Annotated in this window: 10 protein-coding genes; 7 read left to right on the forward strand and 3 right to left on the reverse strand. The window is 59.2% G+C overall.

Annotated features, from left to right (window positions below; translation table 11 throughout):
• The first annotated feature begins 10 nt into the window (after nt 1-10).
• Together D3Y57_RS13675 and D3Y57_RS13680 are read left to right on the forward strand one after the other, a co-directional pair.
• A complete protein-coding gene (locus tag D3Y57_RS13675) occupies nt 11-553 on the forward strand; it encodes a glutathione peroxidase (protein WP_121155934.1) in 543 nt (180 codons plus the stop codon).
• A 107-nt stretch (nt 554-660) separates the two neighbouring features.
• Complete coding sequence (locus tag D3Y57_RS13680; RefSeq protein ID WP_121153464.1) at nt 661-5322, forward strand: NAD-glutamate dehydrogenase; 4662 nt, start codon at nt 661-663, stop codon at nt 5320-5322.
• On the opposite strand, the gene D3Y57_RS13685 is transcribed toward D3Y57_RS13680, so the two are convergent.
• The 3 genes from D3Y57_RS13685 to D3Y57_RS13695 are packed head-to-tail and all read right to left on the reverse strand — an operon-like array spanning nt 5319 to nt 10148.
• Nucleotides 5319-6494 carry an acyl-CoA dehydrogenase gene (locus D3Y57_RS13685; RefSeq protein ID WP_121153466.1) on the reverse strand — a complete coding sequence of 392 codons (1176 nt, stop codon included), beginning with the start codon at nt 6492-6494 and terminating at the stop codon, nt 5319-5321. The genes D3Y57_RS13680 and D3Y57_RS13685 overlap by 4 nt on opposite strands.
• Nucleotides 6495-6526: 32 nt before the next feature.
• Nucleotides 6527-7801, reverse strand: coding sequence for a glycoside hydrolase family 130 protein (locus D3Y57_RS13690; RefSeq protein ID WP_121153468.1), 1275 nt, complete (start codon nt 7799-7801; stop codon nt 6527-6529).
• Nucleotides 7701-10148 carry a glycosyltransferase family 4 protein gene (locus D3Y57_RS13695; protein ID WP_347400387.1) on the reverse strand — a complete coding sequence of 816 codons (2448 nt, stop codon included), beginning with the start codon at nt 10146-10148 and terminating at the stop codon, nt 7701-7703. Before D3Y57_RS13695 ends, D3Y57_RS13690 begins: the two co-directional genes overlap by 101 nt.
• Nucleotides 10149-10377: 229 nt before the next feature.
• Here D3Y57_RS13695 and D3Y57_RS13700 point away from each other — a divergent pair, with 229 nt between their 5' ends.
• The 5 genes from D3Y57_RS13700 to D3Y57_RS13720 are packed head-to-tail and all read left to right on the forward strand — an operon-like array spanning nt 10378 to nt 15644.
• Nucleotides 10378-11685, forward strand: coding sequence for a 3-methyl-2-oxobutanoate dehydrogenase (2-methylpropanoyl-transferring) subunit alpha (locus tag D3Y57_RS13700; protein WP_121155938.1), 1308 nt, complete (start codon nt 10378-10380; stop codon nt 11683-11685).
• An 8-nt stretch (nt 11686-11693) separates the two neighbouring features.
• A complete protein-coding gene (locus D3Y57_RS13705) occupies nt 11694-12698 on the forward strand; it encodes an alpha-ketoacid dehydrogenase subunit beta (protein ID WP_121155940.1) in 1005 nt (334 codons plus the stop codon).
• Nucleotides 12699-12700: 2 nt separating this feature from the next.
• Nucleotides 12701-13966, forward strand: a complete 1266-nt coding sequence (locus D3Y57_RS13710; protein WP_121153470.1) for a dihydrolipoamide acetyltransferase family protein — start codon at nt 12701-12703, stop codon at nt 13964-13966.
• 31 nt (nt 13967-13997) lie between these two features.
• Nucleotides 13998-15218, forward strand: coding sequence for a multidrug effflux MFS transporter (locus D3Y57_RS13715; protein WP_121153472.1), 1221 nt, complete (start codon nt 13998-14000; stop codon nt 15216-15218).
• A gap of 9 nt (nt 15219-15227) precedes the next feature.
• Nucleotides 15228-15644: an EVE domain-containing protein gene (locus tag D3Y57_RS13720; RefSeq protein WP_121153474.1), complete on the forward strand. Its 417-nt coding sequence runs from the start codon at nt 15228-15230 to the stop codon at nt 15642-15644.
• The last annotated feature ends 79 nt before the right edge of the window (nt 15645-15723 follow it).

A 15723-nucleotide genomic window follows, 5' to 3' on the forward strand; every position in this document is an offset into this window, starting at 1 on the left:
GGAGATAAACATGGCCGACCTGAACACGATACCGCTGACGACGATCAAGGGTGAGCCGACCAGCCTCGGTGACTATGCGGGCAAGGTTCTGCTGGTCGTGAACGTGGCGTCGAAATGCGGTTTGACCCCGCAATATGACGCGCTGGAAAAGCTCCATGAACGTTATAGCGCGCAGGGTTTTTCGGTGCTCGGTTTCCCCGCCAACGACTTCGGCGCGCAGGAACCGGGGACGGAAGAGGAGATCGAGTCGTTTTGCTCCACCAGTTACGGCGTCACCTTTCCAATGTTCTCGAAAATCGAGGTGACCGGCTCAAACCGCCACCCGCTTTATGACGAACTGATCGCCCAGCAGCCCGAAGCAATCGTGCCAGAGGGCAGCGGGTTCAAGGAAAGGCTGGCGGGCTATGGCATCAAGCCAGCTTCCGACAGCGACGTATTCTGGAACTTCGAGAAGTTTCTGGTCAATCGCGATGGTGCCGTGGTCGGTCGTTTCGCCCCGGATACTGCGCCCGATGACAAACTGATCGTTGCGGCAATCGAAGCCGAGATCTGAGCGGGAAGGTCGCCAGAATTTCTCGACCTTGAGCTTGTAACATCCCGGGCGCATAATCGTTCGTGTCAGGGACATATTGGTCCAAGCAAGCAAATCAGGCAGATTTTATGGCGACCGCGCGCGCTCACGATTCTTTGCAACAACCAAGTTCGCATGACAAAAAACTGATCGACACGATCGCAAAGACGCTGGTTGCGGGTGCGTTGCCCGGTGAAACCAACGGGTTCGAAAAGGTCGATCGTGTCGCTGCTGCAACGCTGGTGCTGGTGGCGCTTGGCAAGCGCGCGCGGGGCAAAGTGTCTATGGCGGCGGAGACCGGCAACGACGCGAGCGGTCGACGGCTCATGCGGCTTGCCATCGTTAATGACGACATGCCGTTTCTAGTGGATTCGATCGCAGCCACCGTGGCGGCGCACGATCTGGATATCTATCGAGTCCTGCACCCACTGATCGCAGTGAAACGCGATGGTGCTGGGTTCAGCGGTTTTGGCGGGGATGCCCGTGAGTCGCTCGTTTACATGGATGTCGAGCGTGCCGACGCGCGGGGACGGCGTGAACTGCTGTCCTCCATCGAAACTAACCTCGGCCATGTCCGCGCGGCGGTGCGCGACTGGTCGGCGATGAAGGACGCGCTGGCTCGCGATGTTGCCTTAGTAAACGCCGACGGGGGCAGTCAGGAAGGCGCAGCACTGCTCGCGTGGATGCTCGACCGCAATTTGACGCTGGTGGGTCACGCCCACTTTGCAGCCAATGGCACCATTTCTGATGGGCTCGGGCTGGCTCCATTGATCGGAGATGCAGCGCTCGCGCCCGAATCGCGTCAGCTTGCGATCGAATGGCTGAAAACTCACGAGGCGCCCCTGGTTGTAAAATCCAACTTCATTTCGACCGTCCATCGCCGCGCGCCGCTCGACCTGATCATCCTACCTGTAAAGGATGCGAACGGGGACGATGGTCTGTCGATCCATATGGGATTGTGGACAAGCTCGGCACTGACCGCCGCGCCACAGGACATTCCGGTGCTGCGTCAACGACTGGCCGCGCTCGAAACGAAATACGGTTTCGATCCTGCGGGCCATGCTGGAAAGGCGCTGACTCATGCCCTGACGGCGCTCCCGCATGACCTGCTCATCGGCATCGGTGCCGAAGCGCTTGAGGACGTTGCACTGACGGCGATGTCGCTTGCCGATCGGCCACGTACCCGTCTGCTGCTGGCCCGCGATGCGCTCGATCGGCATATGTTCGCTTTCGCGTGGTTGCCGCGCGACGAACTGTCGACCGCGCGCCGCGTCGCCATCGGCGAAATGCTCGCCGAGGCGTCCGGGGGCACTATGCTCAACTGGTCCATCGACCTTGGTGACAGTGGCGTGGCGTTGATCCGGTACACGTTCGATCGGCGCGGATCGCAGCGTCGTGCCGATGGCGACGCGCTTGACCGCCAACTCGAGAAAATGGTGCGCGGATGGCAGCCTTCGGTGGAGGCCAGCCTTGGCGAGCGGGGCGACGCGGGGCGCGCAGCGCGGCTTGCCATCCGGTATTCGGGCGCGTTTCCCATCCCCTATCGACTGGGGGCCGGGCCTGAAGAAGCCGCACTCGACATCGAACGACTGTACGGGTTGGCCGATCCGGCTCAGCGCGGTGTGCGGATTTACCGCAATGCCGACGACGCGGCGGATCGTCTGCGTTTGAAACTCTATAGCCTAACGCCGGTCATGCTGTCCGATGCCGTTCCTGCGCTCGAGAATTTCGGGTTCCGCGTGGTCGAGGAAGTGTCGACCGAACTGACCGAACAACTCGGCCATATGCACCGCTTCGTTCTTGATCTGGCGAAGGACAATGCCGCCGATGTGCTGAAGCGTGCCGACGTGGTCGAGGCGGCAATTGCATCGGTTCTGGAGGGCTCGGCGGAAGACGACCGCTTTAACGAACTGCTGATTGCCGTTGCGCTTTCGCCGAAGTCGGCCGTGCTGTTCCGGGCGTTGTTCCGGTATCTGCGCCAGACCGGGCTGACGTACGGCCTGTCCACTGTTGCCGATGCGCTGCTGCACGAACCCGAAATCGCGCGCGCAATCGTGGCGCTGTTCTTTGCGCGGCACGATCCGGCTGGCAGGAAGAAGGCCAAAACTGCGGCAGAGGCTGCCGATCTGGCGATCGAAAGCGGTCTGGTTCAGGTCGCGGCGATCGACGAAGATCGGATATTGCGGCTGTTTCGTTCGGTCGTCATGGCGACGCTCCGAACCAATTTCTTTGCGCCCGCCGCTGCTGAGGCGATCGCGTTCAAATTCGACAGCGCAGAAGTGCCGGGCCTTCCTGCGCCAGTGCCGTGGCGTGAAATTTTCGTCTATTCGCCGCGGGTCGAGGGTATTCACCTGCGCGCCGGACCGGTTGCGCGAGGTGGCCTGCGCTGGTCCGATCGCCGCGACGATTTCCGCACCGAAATCCTCGGGTTGATGAAGGCGCAACGCGTCAAGAATGCCGTCATCGTGCCGACGGGTGCAAAGGGCGGCTTCTTTCCGAAAGCGTTGCCCGACGCCGCGACCAATCGCGACGCATGGCTGGCGGAAGGGACCGAAACCTATCGTATCTTCATCCGCACATTGCTTTCGATCACCGACAATATCATCGACAACAAGATCGTTCACCCCGACTCCGTAGTGATCCTCGACGGCGACGACCCCTATTTCGTCGTTGCCGCGGATAAGGGAACGGCGAGCTTTTCTGACGTTGCCAATGCCATCGCGCTCGAGCGCAATTTCTGGCTGGGCGATGCGTTCGCCTCGGGTGGCTCGGTCGGTTACGATCACAAGGCGATGGCGATCACAGCAAGAGGCGCTTGGATTTCGGTGCAGCGTCACTTCGCTGAACTGGGCGTCGATGTGCAAACCCAGCCTGTACGGGTCGTTGGCTGCGGTGATATGTCGGGCGACGTTTTTGGCAACGGAATGCTGTTGTCCAAATCGTTGAAGATCGTCGCGGCATTCGATCACCGCCACATCTTCCTCGACCCGGACCCCGATCCTGCGGTCAGTTGGGAAGAGCGCGCGAGAATGTTTGCGCTGCCGCGATCTTCATGGGCGGATTATAACCCGAAACTGATCTCCAACGGTGGCGGCGTGTTTTCGCGGTCGCTCAAATCGATCAAAATCGGTCCCCAGATGCAGGAGGTTCTGGGCATAACCAGTGCTTCTCTGGACCCGTCTGCACTGATCGTTGCCATCCTGAAAAGCCCAGCCGATCTTATCTGGTTCGGGGGCATCGGCACTTATCTGAAGGCGGCCAGCGAGCCGAACAATACCGTCGGCGATCCTGCAAATGATGCTAATCGCATAAACGCCGAAGATGTCCGCGCGCGTGTTGTTGGGGAGGGCGCAAATCTGGGTGTGACTCAGGCGGCGCGCATTGTGTTTTCGCTGAAAGGTGGTCGGATCAACACCGACTTTATCGACAATTCGGCTGGCGTCGATTGTTCGGATCATGAGGTCAACATCAAGATCGCGCTGAACGCAGAAGTCGCCGGTGGCGTTCTGACCATGCCCAAACGCAACGCCCTGTTGGTCAAAATGACCGATCAGGTTGCCGAACTGGTACTTGAAGATAACCGGCTGCAAACGCTGGCGCTTTCGATCGCCGAACGCGGAGGTGCGCCCGCAATTCCGTCGCTCGTTCGCCTGATAGAGACCTTCGAATCCTCGGGTCGCCTTGACCGTGCGGTCGAGGGACTGCCGGTGAACGAGATACTCAATCGCCGCGCACAGGAGGGTGCCGGGTTTACCCGACCGGAACTCGCCGTGCTGTTGGCAACCGCCAAACTCGCTTTGCAAGATGCGATCGAGAACAGCGAAGTTGCTCTGGACCCGGCAATGGCTCCCGAACTGCTCACGGCGTTCCCCGTCCAGATGCGGAAAAATGCCCATGCCGATGCGATCGCGCATCATCGGCTTCGTGGAGAGATCGTAGCGACCAAGATCGCCAACCGGCTTATCAACCGTCTTGGCCTGACTCACCCGTTCGAACTGGCGGAAGAGGAAGGCGCGGCGCTTGGCGATATTGCCGCTGCATTCGTGGTCGTCGAACAGCTTTATAACCTCGGTGACTTGTGGGCCTCGATCGATGCGGCTGACACCAGCGAGAGCGCGCGGCTGATGCTGTTCGAACAAGTTGCGGTAGAGGTTCGGGCGCAGATGGCCGACCTGTTACGCAATGCCATCTCGGGGCGTTCGGTCGGTGAGGCCGTAAAGGCTCTGGCACCAAGCATCGCTCTACTCGACCAGGGCACGGGCGACCTGATCCGCGATGAGCTGCGCACACAGTCGCGTGATTTTGAACGGCGATTGACCGAGGCTGGCGCTCCGAAAAAGCTGGTCGATCGAGTCGTGCATTTGGCCGAACTGGACGGTGCGATCGGCCTTGCGTCTCTGGCGGGCAGGGCTGGCGTAGAGACGGTCGCATTGACGCAGGCGTTCACGCAATTGGGGGCGGCGCTCGGTCTCGACTGGGCGCAGGGAACTGCGATGCGGCTACAGCCGATCGACCCGTGGGAACGGCTGCTGATCGCCAGCCTTGCACGCGATTTCCAGCAGATGCGGCTTGAATTCCTCGCGCGCGAAGCCGGCAGCCCGGAAAAGCATGTCACCGACTGGCTGACAACACACGCCAATCGTGTGGCGCAATTCCGTCATTTGATCGACCGTGCCCGCATTGTCGCTTTACCATCGGCAGCGATGCTGGCGCAGATTGCCGGGCAGGCGCGGGTGCTGCTCGGGCGTTAGGAGAAAGCCTGAATTCCGGTGATGGCGCGGCCAAGGATCAGCGCATGGATGTCGTGCGTGCCTTCATAGGTGTTCACAGTTTCCAGATTGATCATATGCCGAATGACGTGGAATTCGTCCGCGATGCCGTTGCCGCCGTGCATATCGCGGGCGACGCGGGCGATTGCGAGGGCTTTGCCGCAATTGTTGCGTTTGATCAGGCTGACCTGTTCGGGTGCCCATGTGTCGGCGTCGATATTGCGACCGACGACGAGCGCTGCCTGTAGTCCAAGCGCAATCTCTGTCTCCATGTCCGCCAGTTTGAGCTGGACGATCTGGTTGGCGGCGAGGGGGCGGCCGAACTGATGACGGTCGAGCGTATATTGGCGAGCGCGGGCGAAACAATCCTCTGCCGCGCCCATCGAACCCCATGCGATGCCGTAACGGGCTTTGTTCAAACAACCGAAGGGGCCGGCCAGCCCGCGTACGTTCGGTAAGATGTTGGCTTCGGGGATGAACACGTCTTCGAGCACGATTTCGCCGGTTATCGACGCGCGGAGGCTAAGCTTGCCCTCGATCTTTGGTGTCGAAAACCCTTCCATACCGCGCTCGACGATGAAGCCGCGGATTACGCCGTCCAACTTGCCCCATACGATCGCGAGATCGGAGATTGGCGAGTTCGTAATCCACATCTTCGCGCCGGAAAGCCGGTATCCGCCCTCGACAACGACCGCACGCGTTTTCATGCCTGCGGGGTCGGACCCGGCGTCCGGTTCGGTCAGGCCGAAACATCCGATCAGATCGCCTTTGGCCAATCCGGGCAGCAACCGCTCGCGCTGCTCCTCCGAACCATAGGCGTGGATGGGGTGCATCACGAGGCTCGATTGAACGCTCATCGCCGACCGATAGCCGGAATCGACGCGTTCGACGGCGCGGGCAATCAGGCCATAGGCAACGTGACTGACGCCAGCGCAGCCATAACCGTCAATGGTCGCACCGAGGAAACCGAGTTCGCCCAGTTCGCGCATGATTTCACGGTCGAACCGTTCTTCGCGATTGGCCGTCAGGATGCGCGTTTGCAGTTTTGCCTGTGCATATTGTTCCGCCGTGTCGCGGATCATGCGCTCGTCGTCGGTAAGTTGTGCGTCGAGAAGGAACGGGTCGTCCCAGCGATAAGGTGTGAACTTTGCCATTTCAGTTGTTTAGCAATGTCCGCAGCCGGGCGCTACATCGAGGCGAGCAACCCCTTTATAGGTACGAAAGCGAACGCGACCGACGAATCCGCTACGCCATATGGCATAAACAAGTCCGCTCCGGCCCGGATCGCGCCGCAGGTGTAAACGACGTTCGGGACATAACCTTCCCGATCCTCGTCATTGGCTGACAGAACTGGCTGGACTGTGCGACCCAGAACCTTCGACGGATCATCCTTGTCGAGCAGGACCGCGCCGATCGAATATTTGCGCATGGCTCCGACGCCGTGGGTGAGCAGCAGCCAGCCCTCGTCAATTTCGATCGGAGGACCACAATTGCCAATCTGTACCAGTTCCCACGGATAGCGTGGCTGAAGCAGCATTTCGCCATCGTCCCAATGGTTGAGCGAGTCTGATTTCAGCAAGAACAGGTTTTGCCCGTCCTGACGACCGATCATCATATACTGGCCGTCCACTTTACGTGGAAAGAGCGCCATGCCCTTGTTCCGGGCGGCAGAGCCTTCGATGGGGACGAGATCGAAATGATGAAAGTCTTTCGTCCGCATCATTTCAGACTGGATCTGCGTGCCGGAGTAGGCCGTGTAAGTGCCGATCCACTCTGTGGTGCCGTCGTCGTGCGAAAAATGTGTGATGCGGAGGTCTTCGAGACCGTTGCGTTGTGCAGCGGTGATCGGAAAAAGCACGGTTCCCGAAAGCGAGCTGTCGGGATGGCGATGAATAGTCACGGAGCCATTTTCACGATCTGCCCCGACCTGAACGGAGTTCGCGGCGGTTGCGAACGGAGGCTCGGGCATCAGCATGATTTCACGGCCGGCGATAATCCCCTCGCGAAAGGCGATCGACGAGATATGACCTTCGCCGACAGCACGCAGCGACATCAGGATGCGAACCGATCCCGCGGCCAGTCCAGACTGATCGGGGTGGCGCGTCACGCTGGGGTTCATCAGCGCGGCGGCGGCATAGCTATATTCGTGACAAAAATATGCGCCGATGAGAATCTTCTTCTCTTCGCGAATACGCCGACCGTCGAGGCCGAGCTGAGCCTCGACCTCGTCATAGCGCTGAAGGAACACTTTACGTGTCTGCCAGTGCCGTGCTTCGAAATCGCGGAAAACCAGGGCCAGCTCCGTCCGAGCGGTGCGCATGTCCATCGCCTTGACCTCATCGACAAGGCGCTGTGCGCGGCTAGACGGCTCTTGGCTGCTCCAGGCGAGGTGGAATGGGCGGACCACGACGCGCGATGGGTCGGCGTGGAGTTTGAGCGGAGATTGGTGGAGCGATAACATCAAGCGTCTGATGCCTCATAAAGGAGAACTCGCCTAGAGTTCGTGTCTCGCTTTCGAAACTTTCTGCGAGCAATTGATTGATCGCATAAGTCGCTATGTGAAACGACAGAACCGACTCCGCCCCCTGATTGCGGTTGATACCCGTTGGCATAAGCCCATCGCAGCACTCACCTGTCACCGCGTCGGCGATAGCGAGGCCGAGATCGTTTTCCCCAAGGAACCAGCGATATGCTTTCGTCGCGATGGTCTTCCAATGGTCGTCATGCGTCGCCGCGAACGCAGCCTCGCAGGCATCGACCATCGCCCATGCTTCGAGAGGTTGCTGATCATAGCGTAAAGGTGGTGCGAAGGGGCGGCCAAAACTATCCGAACCAACGGCGCGAAAGTGTCCCTCGGTTGCCGACTGCCGGTCGGAAATCCACGTCAGTGTCTCCAGTCCCCGGACCACGAAATCGTTGCGGTCGAGCGCCAGTCCCGCGCGCAACAGCGCTTCGGGGAGGCGGGCATTGTCATAGGCAAGCACGGTTTCGAACCAGCACCAATCCTCGCGCCGCGATCCTTCGAGCTGCGAGATCAGATCATCGCCGAATTCGGTCAGTAGTCTCGTCAGCTTTTGGTCACCCGACCGAATCGTAAGCATGGCCGATGCTGCCAGCATCATGAAAGCGCGGGTGCGAAGCGAAGTCTGTTCGGCTGTTGCAGCTAACGTAGTGTCGAATAGCGTACGCGCCCACTGGCGAATGGCAGGATCAGAAGCCTCTGTCGCTGCGATCGCCAGTGACCAAACCGTGCGGGCGCGGCTGTCGCATGATCCGGTATCCTCCAGCCAAGTGCGGTTGAAGCCCATGAAGTTGCGAAACGCCTGCGTGTCGGGATTCCATGCGTGCTGGACAAACGCCGCGTAAATCTGAGTCCATTTGGCGCGATCTGCCGATGGAAAACCCTTGTTCCGGCACATAAGGATCAGGGCGCGGGCGTTGTCATCGACGCAATAGCCATGCGCGCGGTCAGGAATTGAAAAGACGCTGTGTTGCAACATGCCAGTCGAATCGCTGAGTCGTTCGATTGCAGTCATCGGCAGGCGGGCCGGAATGGGGCGAGACTTGGCCCCTTGCGGGCGGAGAGCCTGAACCACAGGAGCCTTGTTGAATTCTGCCAGCGCGGCCTCGGCAAAGCGCGGCCAGATCATCGTGCGACCGAGCAAATAGGTGCGTTCACGCAAGGATTCGAGGGCGTCGCGATCGGACAACAGTCCGATGATGGCGTCGGCAAATCCGGCACTGTCCCCAAAGCCGACGATACGACCATGATCGTTCGCCAGCAGTTCGCGTGCATGAACATAAGGAGTCGAAACGACCGGCTTTCCGAGACCAACCGCATAGGCAAGCGTCCCCGAAGTGATCTGCGCAGGGTTCAGATAAGGCGTCGCATAAATGTCGGCAGCCTCGAGATAGTCGAGCACCTCGCTCGTTTCGACGAACGAATCGACCCAGCGAATATTCTCGCCCACGCCCAGAGCGTCGGCTTGAGCCTTCAACTGATCGCGATAGCTTTCGCCCTCATGCGCAACGGTGTGCGGATGAGTCGCGCCCAAAACTACGTACAGTGTCTTTGGAAAGCGGGTGACGATGGCGGGCATGGCCTCGATCATCGTTTCGATGCCCTTGCCTTTCGACAAGAGACCAAAGGTCAGGATCACTTCGTAACCCGTGAGGCCAAGGCGCTCCTTCATAGGTTCGGTAGGACCAAACGGACGATCGGGGATACCGTGCGGGATGACCGATACCGTCTCAGGATCGGCACCATAAGTGTCAATCAGGATACGACGGCCTTCTTCGGCCATCACGATCAGGGATTGGCAACGTTCAATCAGCGCATCCATCACGCGGCGCTGATCGACGTCGGGTTCGCTCAATATCGTGTGAAGTGTTGCCGCAACCGGGCACGTCATCCGTTCCAGCAGCGGCAAAAGATAATCTCCCGCCGATCCGCCGAATATCCCGAACTCGTGCTGTATCCACAATAGATCCGGGGCGCTCGCTTCAATCTCTCGTGCCGCGGCGCGATAGGATTCAGGATCATCTGCGTCGATCGAACCGACCACCGCATCCGGATAATCGTAACGATTGGTGCCGTCGTTCATTGCCCAGACGTCGACTGCCATGTCGGGAAACCGTGATTCAAGAGCGCGATAAATGTCGGTCGTGAACGTCGCTATACCGCATCTGCGCGGCAAGAAGTTTCCCAACAGCGCAATTCGTTTGACCGCCGTTGGGGCAGCGTCAGATAGCGCTACGAACTTGTCTGAAAGAGACATATCACTCTGCCCCTGAAACGAAAAATCCATCTAAGCGATCCTTGCCGGTGTCCTGCCCGAACGCGTGATTTCAATAAAAGTTCATGCGGCGTCGCAATAGGTTGCTGCGTTGCACAATAGAGATGGGACGCGTCGTGCAAAGAGTCAAATGATCGACTCGTGCGTTGAGACGGACGATTGCTTTCGAACGACGCGTTGAAATAATATAACAAAGAATAAAGTGCCGGTCCGGCGCGATTCGAATGAGGAATGCCTGAAAATGACCAGCGAAGTGGACAGCGAATCGGGGCGCCGTAATCTGCCGCCGCTATCGCTGCACATCCCCGAGCCACACTATCGGCCGGGCGACGTTGCCGACTTTTCGAATATCGCCATTCCGGCGGCCGGCGTAACGCCACGCCCCGACAGCGCCGCCGCTGCGGCCACGATGCGCGACATGGTTTATGGATTGGTCCGCGTCCTCGATGACGACGGCAAAGCGGTGGAGCCGTGGGACCCGCGCCTGACGCCCGAACGGCTGCGTGCAATGTTGCGCGCGATGGCGCTGACCCGCGCGTTCGATGAGCGGATGTTCCGTGCCCAGCGTCAGGGCAAGACCAGCTTTTACATGAAATCGACAGGTGAGGAGGCGGTTGCGGTCGCGGCGACTTTTGCGCTCGACCGGGAGGACATGTGTTTCCCGTCGTACCGGCAGCAGGGCATATTGATCGCCCGAGACTGGTCGCTGGTCGACATGATGAACCAGATTTATTCGAATAAGGCCGATCGGTTGAAGGGTCGCCAACTGCCCATCATGTATTCGACACGGGAGGGCGCGTTTTTCTCGATTTCGGGTAACCTGGCGACGCAATATCCGCAGGCAGTCGGCTGGGCGATGGCAAGTGCGGCCAAGGGCGACACAAAGATCGCCGCGACATGGTGCGGTGAGGGATCGACGGCAGAGGGCGATTTCCATTCGGCGTGTATGTTCGCGACTGTCTATCGCGCGCCGGTCATCCTGAACGTCGTCAACAACCAGTGGGCGATATCTTCGTTCGCGGGTTTTGCGGGTGGCGATGAAACGACCTTTGCGGCGCGTGCGGTCGGTTACGGCATGGCCGGGCTGCGGGTGGACGGTAACGACCCGCTGGCGGTCTATGCCGCGACGGCATGGGCGGCCGAACGGGCGCGAACGAATCATGGACCGACGCTGATCGAACATTTCACCTATCGCGCCGAAGGGCATTCGACTTCGGATGACCCATCGCAATATCGGTCCGCGGACGAAGGCGCGCACTGGCCGCTTGGCGATCCGATCGCACGGCTGAAAACGCATCTGATCGGCCTGGGTGAATGGAGCGACGATCGTCATGCCACGCAGGATCTGGAACTGGCCGAACTGGTGAAGGCGTCGGCCAAGGAAGCCGAAAAGAACGGCATATTGGGACACGGGATGCATCAGCCGTTCGAAACAATGTTCGAGGATGTGTTCGAGGAAATGCCGTGGCATCTGAAAGAACAGTCCGCGCAGATGGCGGCCGAACGAACGCGCAAATGGCCCGATAAAAAATCTGGAGACCCCGTCTGATGGCGCGCATGAATATGATCGAAGCCATTAATTCTGCGATGGACGTTGCCTTGGCACGTGACTCCAATGTCACGATTCTGGGCGAAGATGTCGGCTTTTTCGGCGGCGTGTTTCGCGCGACTGCCGGGCTTCAGGCCAAGCACGGCAAGACGCGGGTGTTCGATACGCCGATTACTGAATGCGGGATCATCGGTGTGGCGGTCGGCATGGCGGCTTATGGCTTGCGTCCGGTCCCCGAAATCCAGTTTGCTGACTATATCTATCCTGCCCTCGATCAGTTGGTGAGCGAGGCGGCGCGACTGCGGTATCGATCGGCGGGGGAGTTTCCCATGCCGATCACGGTACGGTCCCCGTTCGGCGGCGGCATTTTCGGGGGGCAGACGCATAGCCAGTCGCCTGAAGGTATCTTCACCCACGTATCGGGACTAAAAACTGTAGTGCCGTCGAATCCCTATGATGCCAAAGGCCTGTTGCTGGCGAGCATCGAGGACAATGATCCGACGATCTTCTTCGAACCGAAGCGCATTTATAACGGCCCTTTTGATGGCCATTACGACCGCCCGGTATCGCCATGGGCCAAGCACGAAGGCTCGGAGGTTCCCGAAGGCTATTACACCGTTCCGCTGGGTAAGGCGGCGATCGTGAGGGCAGGGGCGGATGTTACGATCCTTACCTATGGCACGATGGTCCACGTCGCGCGGGCGGCGGTCGAAGAACTTGGCGTCGATGCCGAGGTTATCGATTTGCGCACGCTGGTCCCGCTCGACATTGAGACGATCGAGGCCAGTGTGAAAAAGACCGGACGTTGCTTGATCGTGCACGAAGCGACGCGAACATCTGGTTTCGGGGCCGAACTGGCCGCGATGGTGCAGGAACGGTGCTTTTATCACCTCGAAGCACCGGTCGAAAGAGTGACCGGTTTCGACACGCCCTATCCGCACAGTCTTGAATGGGCATATTTCCCGGGACCGATCCGTATCGGAATGGCGCTCGAAAAAGTGATGAAGGACTAGATATGGCGCGTTTTACATTCCGTTTGCCCGATATTGGCGAAGGCATAGCCGAGGCAGAGATCGTTGCATGGCACGTGAAGGTCGGCGACCGCGTCGAGGAAGATGCCGGGCTTGCCGATATGATGACGGACAAGGCGACGGTCGAGATGGAGTCACCGGTTTCGGGTGTGGTCGTCGAGGTTGCGGGCGAAGTGGGCGACCTGATCCCGATCGGCTCGGCACTGGTGGTGATCGAGGTCGATGATGATGGCAGCGAGGCGCCGGTTGAAGATCCGGTCAATGCCGAGACCTCGCAACCGGTCGCTGTCGTTGAGGTGCCAAAAGCCGAAGCCGTAGTCCAACCCGCAGCCGTTGCCGTCGCAACGGAGGCGGCCCCCATCGAGGTTCCGGTTGCTCCCCGTGCCACCGAACATGATGCGGTGCTGGCCTCGCCTGCCGTTCGCGCGCGGGCAAAAGACCTTGGCGTCGATCTGGCTCAGGTAAAGGCTCGTGAAGGCGGTCGGATCAGGCACAGCGATCTCGACGCTTATCTGAGTTATACTCAGGGCTATCGCGCCGGTAACGCCGCGCCACGTGCCGATCAGCCGATCAAGATCATCGGTATGCGCCGCCGCATTGCGGAGAACATGGCTGCGTCAAAACGCCATATCCCTCACTTCACCTATGTCGACGAATTCGATGTGACCGCACTGGAAGCAATGCGCGGTGATCTGAATGCCAATCGCGGGAACCGGCCAAAATTGACGATGCTGCCCCTGCTGATCGTTGCGATCTGCAAGGCGATCCCCGAATTTCCGATGATCAACGCACGTTATGATGACGAGGCGGGTGTCGTGACGCGCTACGGCGCTGTCCATCTCGGCATGGCGACGCAGACCGATGCGGGACTAATGGTTCCGGTTATCCGAAATGCAGAGAGCATGAACGTCTGGCAACTGGCAGCAGAGATTGTTCGGCTGGCCGAAGCCGCGCGTTTGGGCAAGGCAAAGTCGGAGGAACTTTCCGGCTCGACGCTGACCGTGACTTCGCTCGGCCCACTTGGCGGCATCGTAACCACTCCGGTCATCAATCGACCCGAAGTCGCTATCGTGGGGCCAAACAAGATCGTGGAGCGCCCGGTGATACGCGACGGTGAAATCGCCATTGCCAAGCTGATGAACCTTTCGATCAGTTGCGACCACCGTGTCGTCGATGGCTGGGATGCAGCCAGCTTTGTGCAGGCGGTCAGGAAGTTTGTCGAAACACCGGTGCTCTTGTTTGCGGACTAGAGTTATTGCGCGTCGCAGCATAAGGCGCGGCATGGCTTCACCGACGACCGCGCCCGGACGCACCGAATTTATCGTAATTGTCGCAGGCATAATGATGACGGTCGCGTTTGCGATCGATTCGATGCTGCCTGCACTCCCTGCGATTGCCCACTCGCTCGGTGTAACCATTCCTAATCACCAGCAGTTCGTGATTACCGCGTTCATGATCGGCTTCGGCGTTTCTCAGTTTTTCGTAGGAACGCTGTCGGATCGTTATGGCCGGCGCGGACTGATGCTGGGTTCGCTGATTGCCTACACGCTGTTCAGTATCGCGGCGGCCATTGCGCCGACTTTCGAACTGCTGCTGCTTGCTCGATTTGCGCAGGGCGCGGGTGCCGCCGGAGCGCGTGTTCTGGTCGTCTCTATTGTTCGCGACAAGTTCGAAGGCCGCGCAATGGCACAGGTCATGAGCCTTGCCCAAGTCGTATTCATGGCCGCGCCCATTCTGGCACCAACGATGGGAACGCTAATCATCGCGATTGCCCCCTGGCGCTGGATATTCATCGTTCTGGCGGTGGTGGGAGCGCTGCTTTGGGCCTGGGTATTCTTGCGCCTGCCCGAAACGCAACACCCCGAGGATCGCGTTCCCATTACCCGGGCGCAGATTATCGAAAGCTTCGGGATCGTGCTGTCCGATCGGCAATCGGTCGGATACACGATTGCCCTGACGTTCATGACTTGCTCGATCTTTGGATTTCTGACCTCGGTACAACAGATTTTTGACCAGATATTCCATCGTCCGGCGTTCCTGGCGGTCGGTTTTGCGATTATGGCGAGCACGATGGCGATTGCTTCGCTCGTCAACGCGCGGATCGTCATGCGCTGGGGAATGCGCAGGATCGGACATTGTGCGTTGTTGGCGTTTACGACTTTTGCGACGCTGCACGTTCTCGTGGCGGTATCGGGTTATGAAACGCTGACCAGCTTTATCGTCATGCAGGCTTTGATGATGGGCTGCTTTTCGCTGGCAGTCGGCAACTTCGGTGCGCTGGCGATGGAAGAAGTCGGGCATGTCGCCGGAACCGCAAGCTCGCTACAGGGATCGTTTTCGACAATTGCGGGAGCGTTGGGGGGCAGTATCGTGGGGCAGATGTTCAACGGAAGCACCACACCGCTTTATGCCGGAATCACCATTTTCGGCCTCGGTGCTCTCATTGCTGTGTTCGTGGCTGAGCGTGGTAAAATGTTCGCATCTCATGTCGCTCAGAAATAAGGACAAGTAATGGCATATTGGCTGATTAAGTCCGAACCGCATAAATATTCATGGGCTGATCTACAGCGCGATGGACGGACGATCTGGGACGGGGTTCGCAATCACACCGCCGCCATCAATCTTCGCGCGATGAAAGTCGGTGACCGCGCCCTGTTCTATCACAGCAACGAGGGCAAGGAAGCCGTCGGCATCGTCGAGATCGTGCGTGAGCATTATCTTGACCCCAGCGATGAGGCAAAACGCTTTCCCGCCGTCGATGTCGCACCGGTTCAAACATTGCCGGCTCCGGTCACCCTCGCCGCGATCAAGGCGGACAGTTTCTTCGCAGACTTCGATCTTGTGCGTCAGTCGCGTTTATCGGTCGCGTCTGTCGGCAAGGCACATTGGGACAGGATCATGGAACTTGCGGGCGCGAGCGATCTGTGACTTGTATTAGGCATAGTGTTACAATTTCGTGTCATTAAGCTAAGAGACAGGAATTGAGCTCTAGCATCGTAACTGGAGC

The organism is Sphingomonas paeninsulae, assembly GCF_003660165.1.
GTDB classification, from domain to species: Bacteria; Pseudomonadota; Alphaproteobacteria; order Sphingomonadales; family Sphingomonadaceae; genus Sphingomonas_O; species Sphingomonas_O paeninsulae.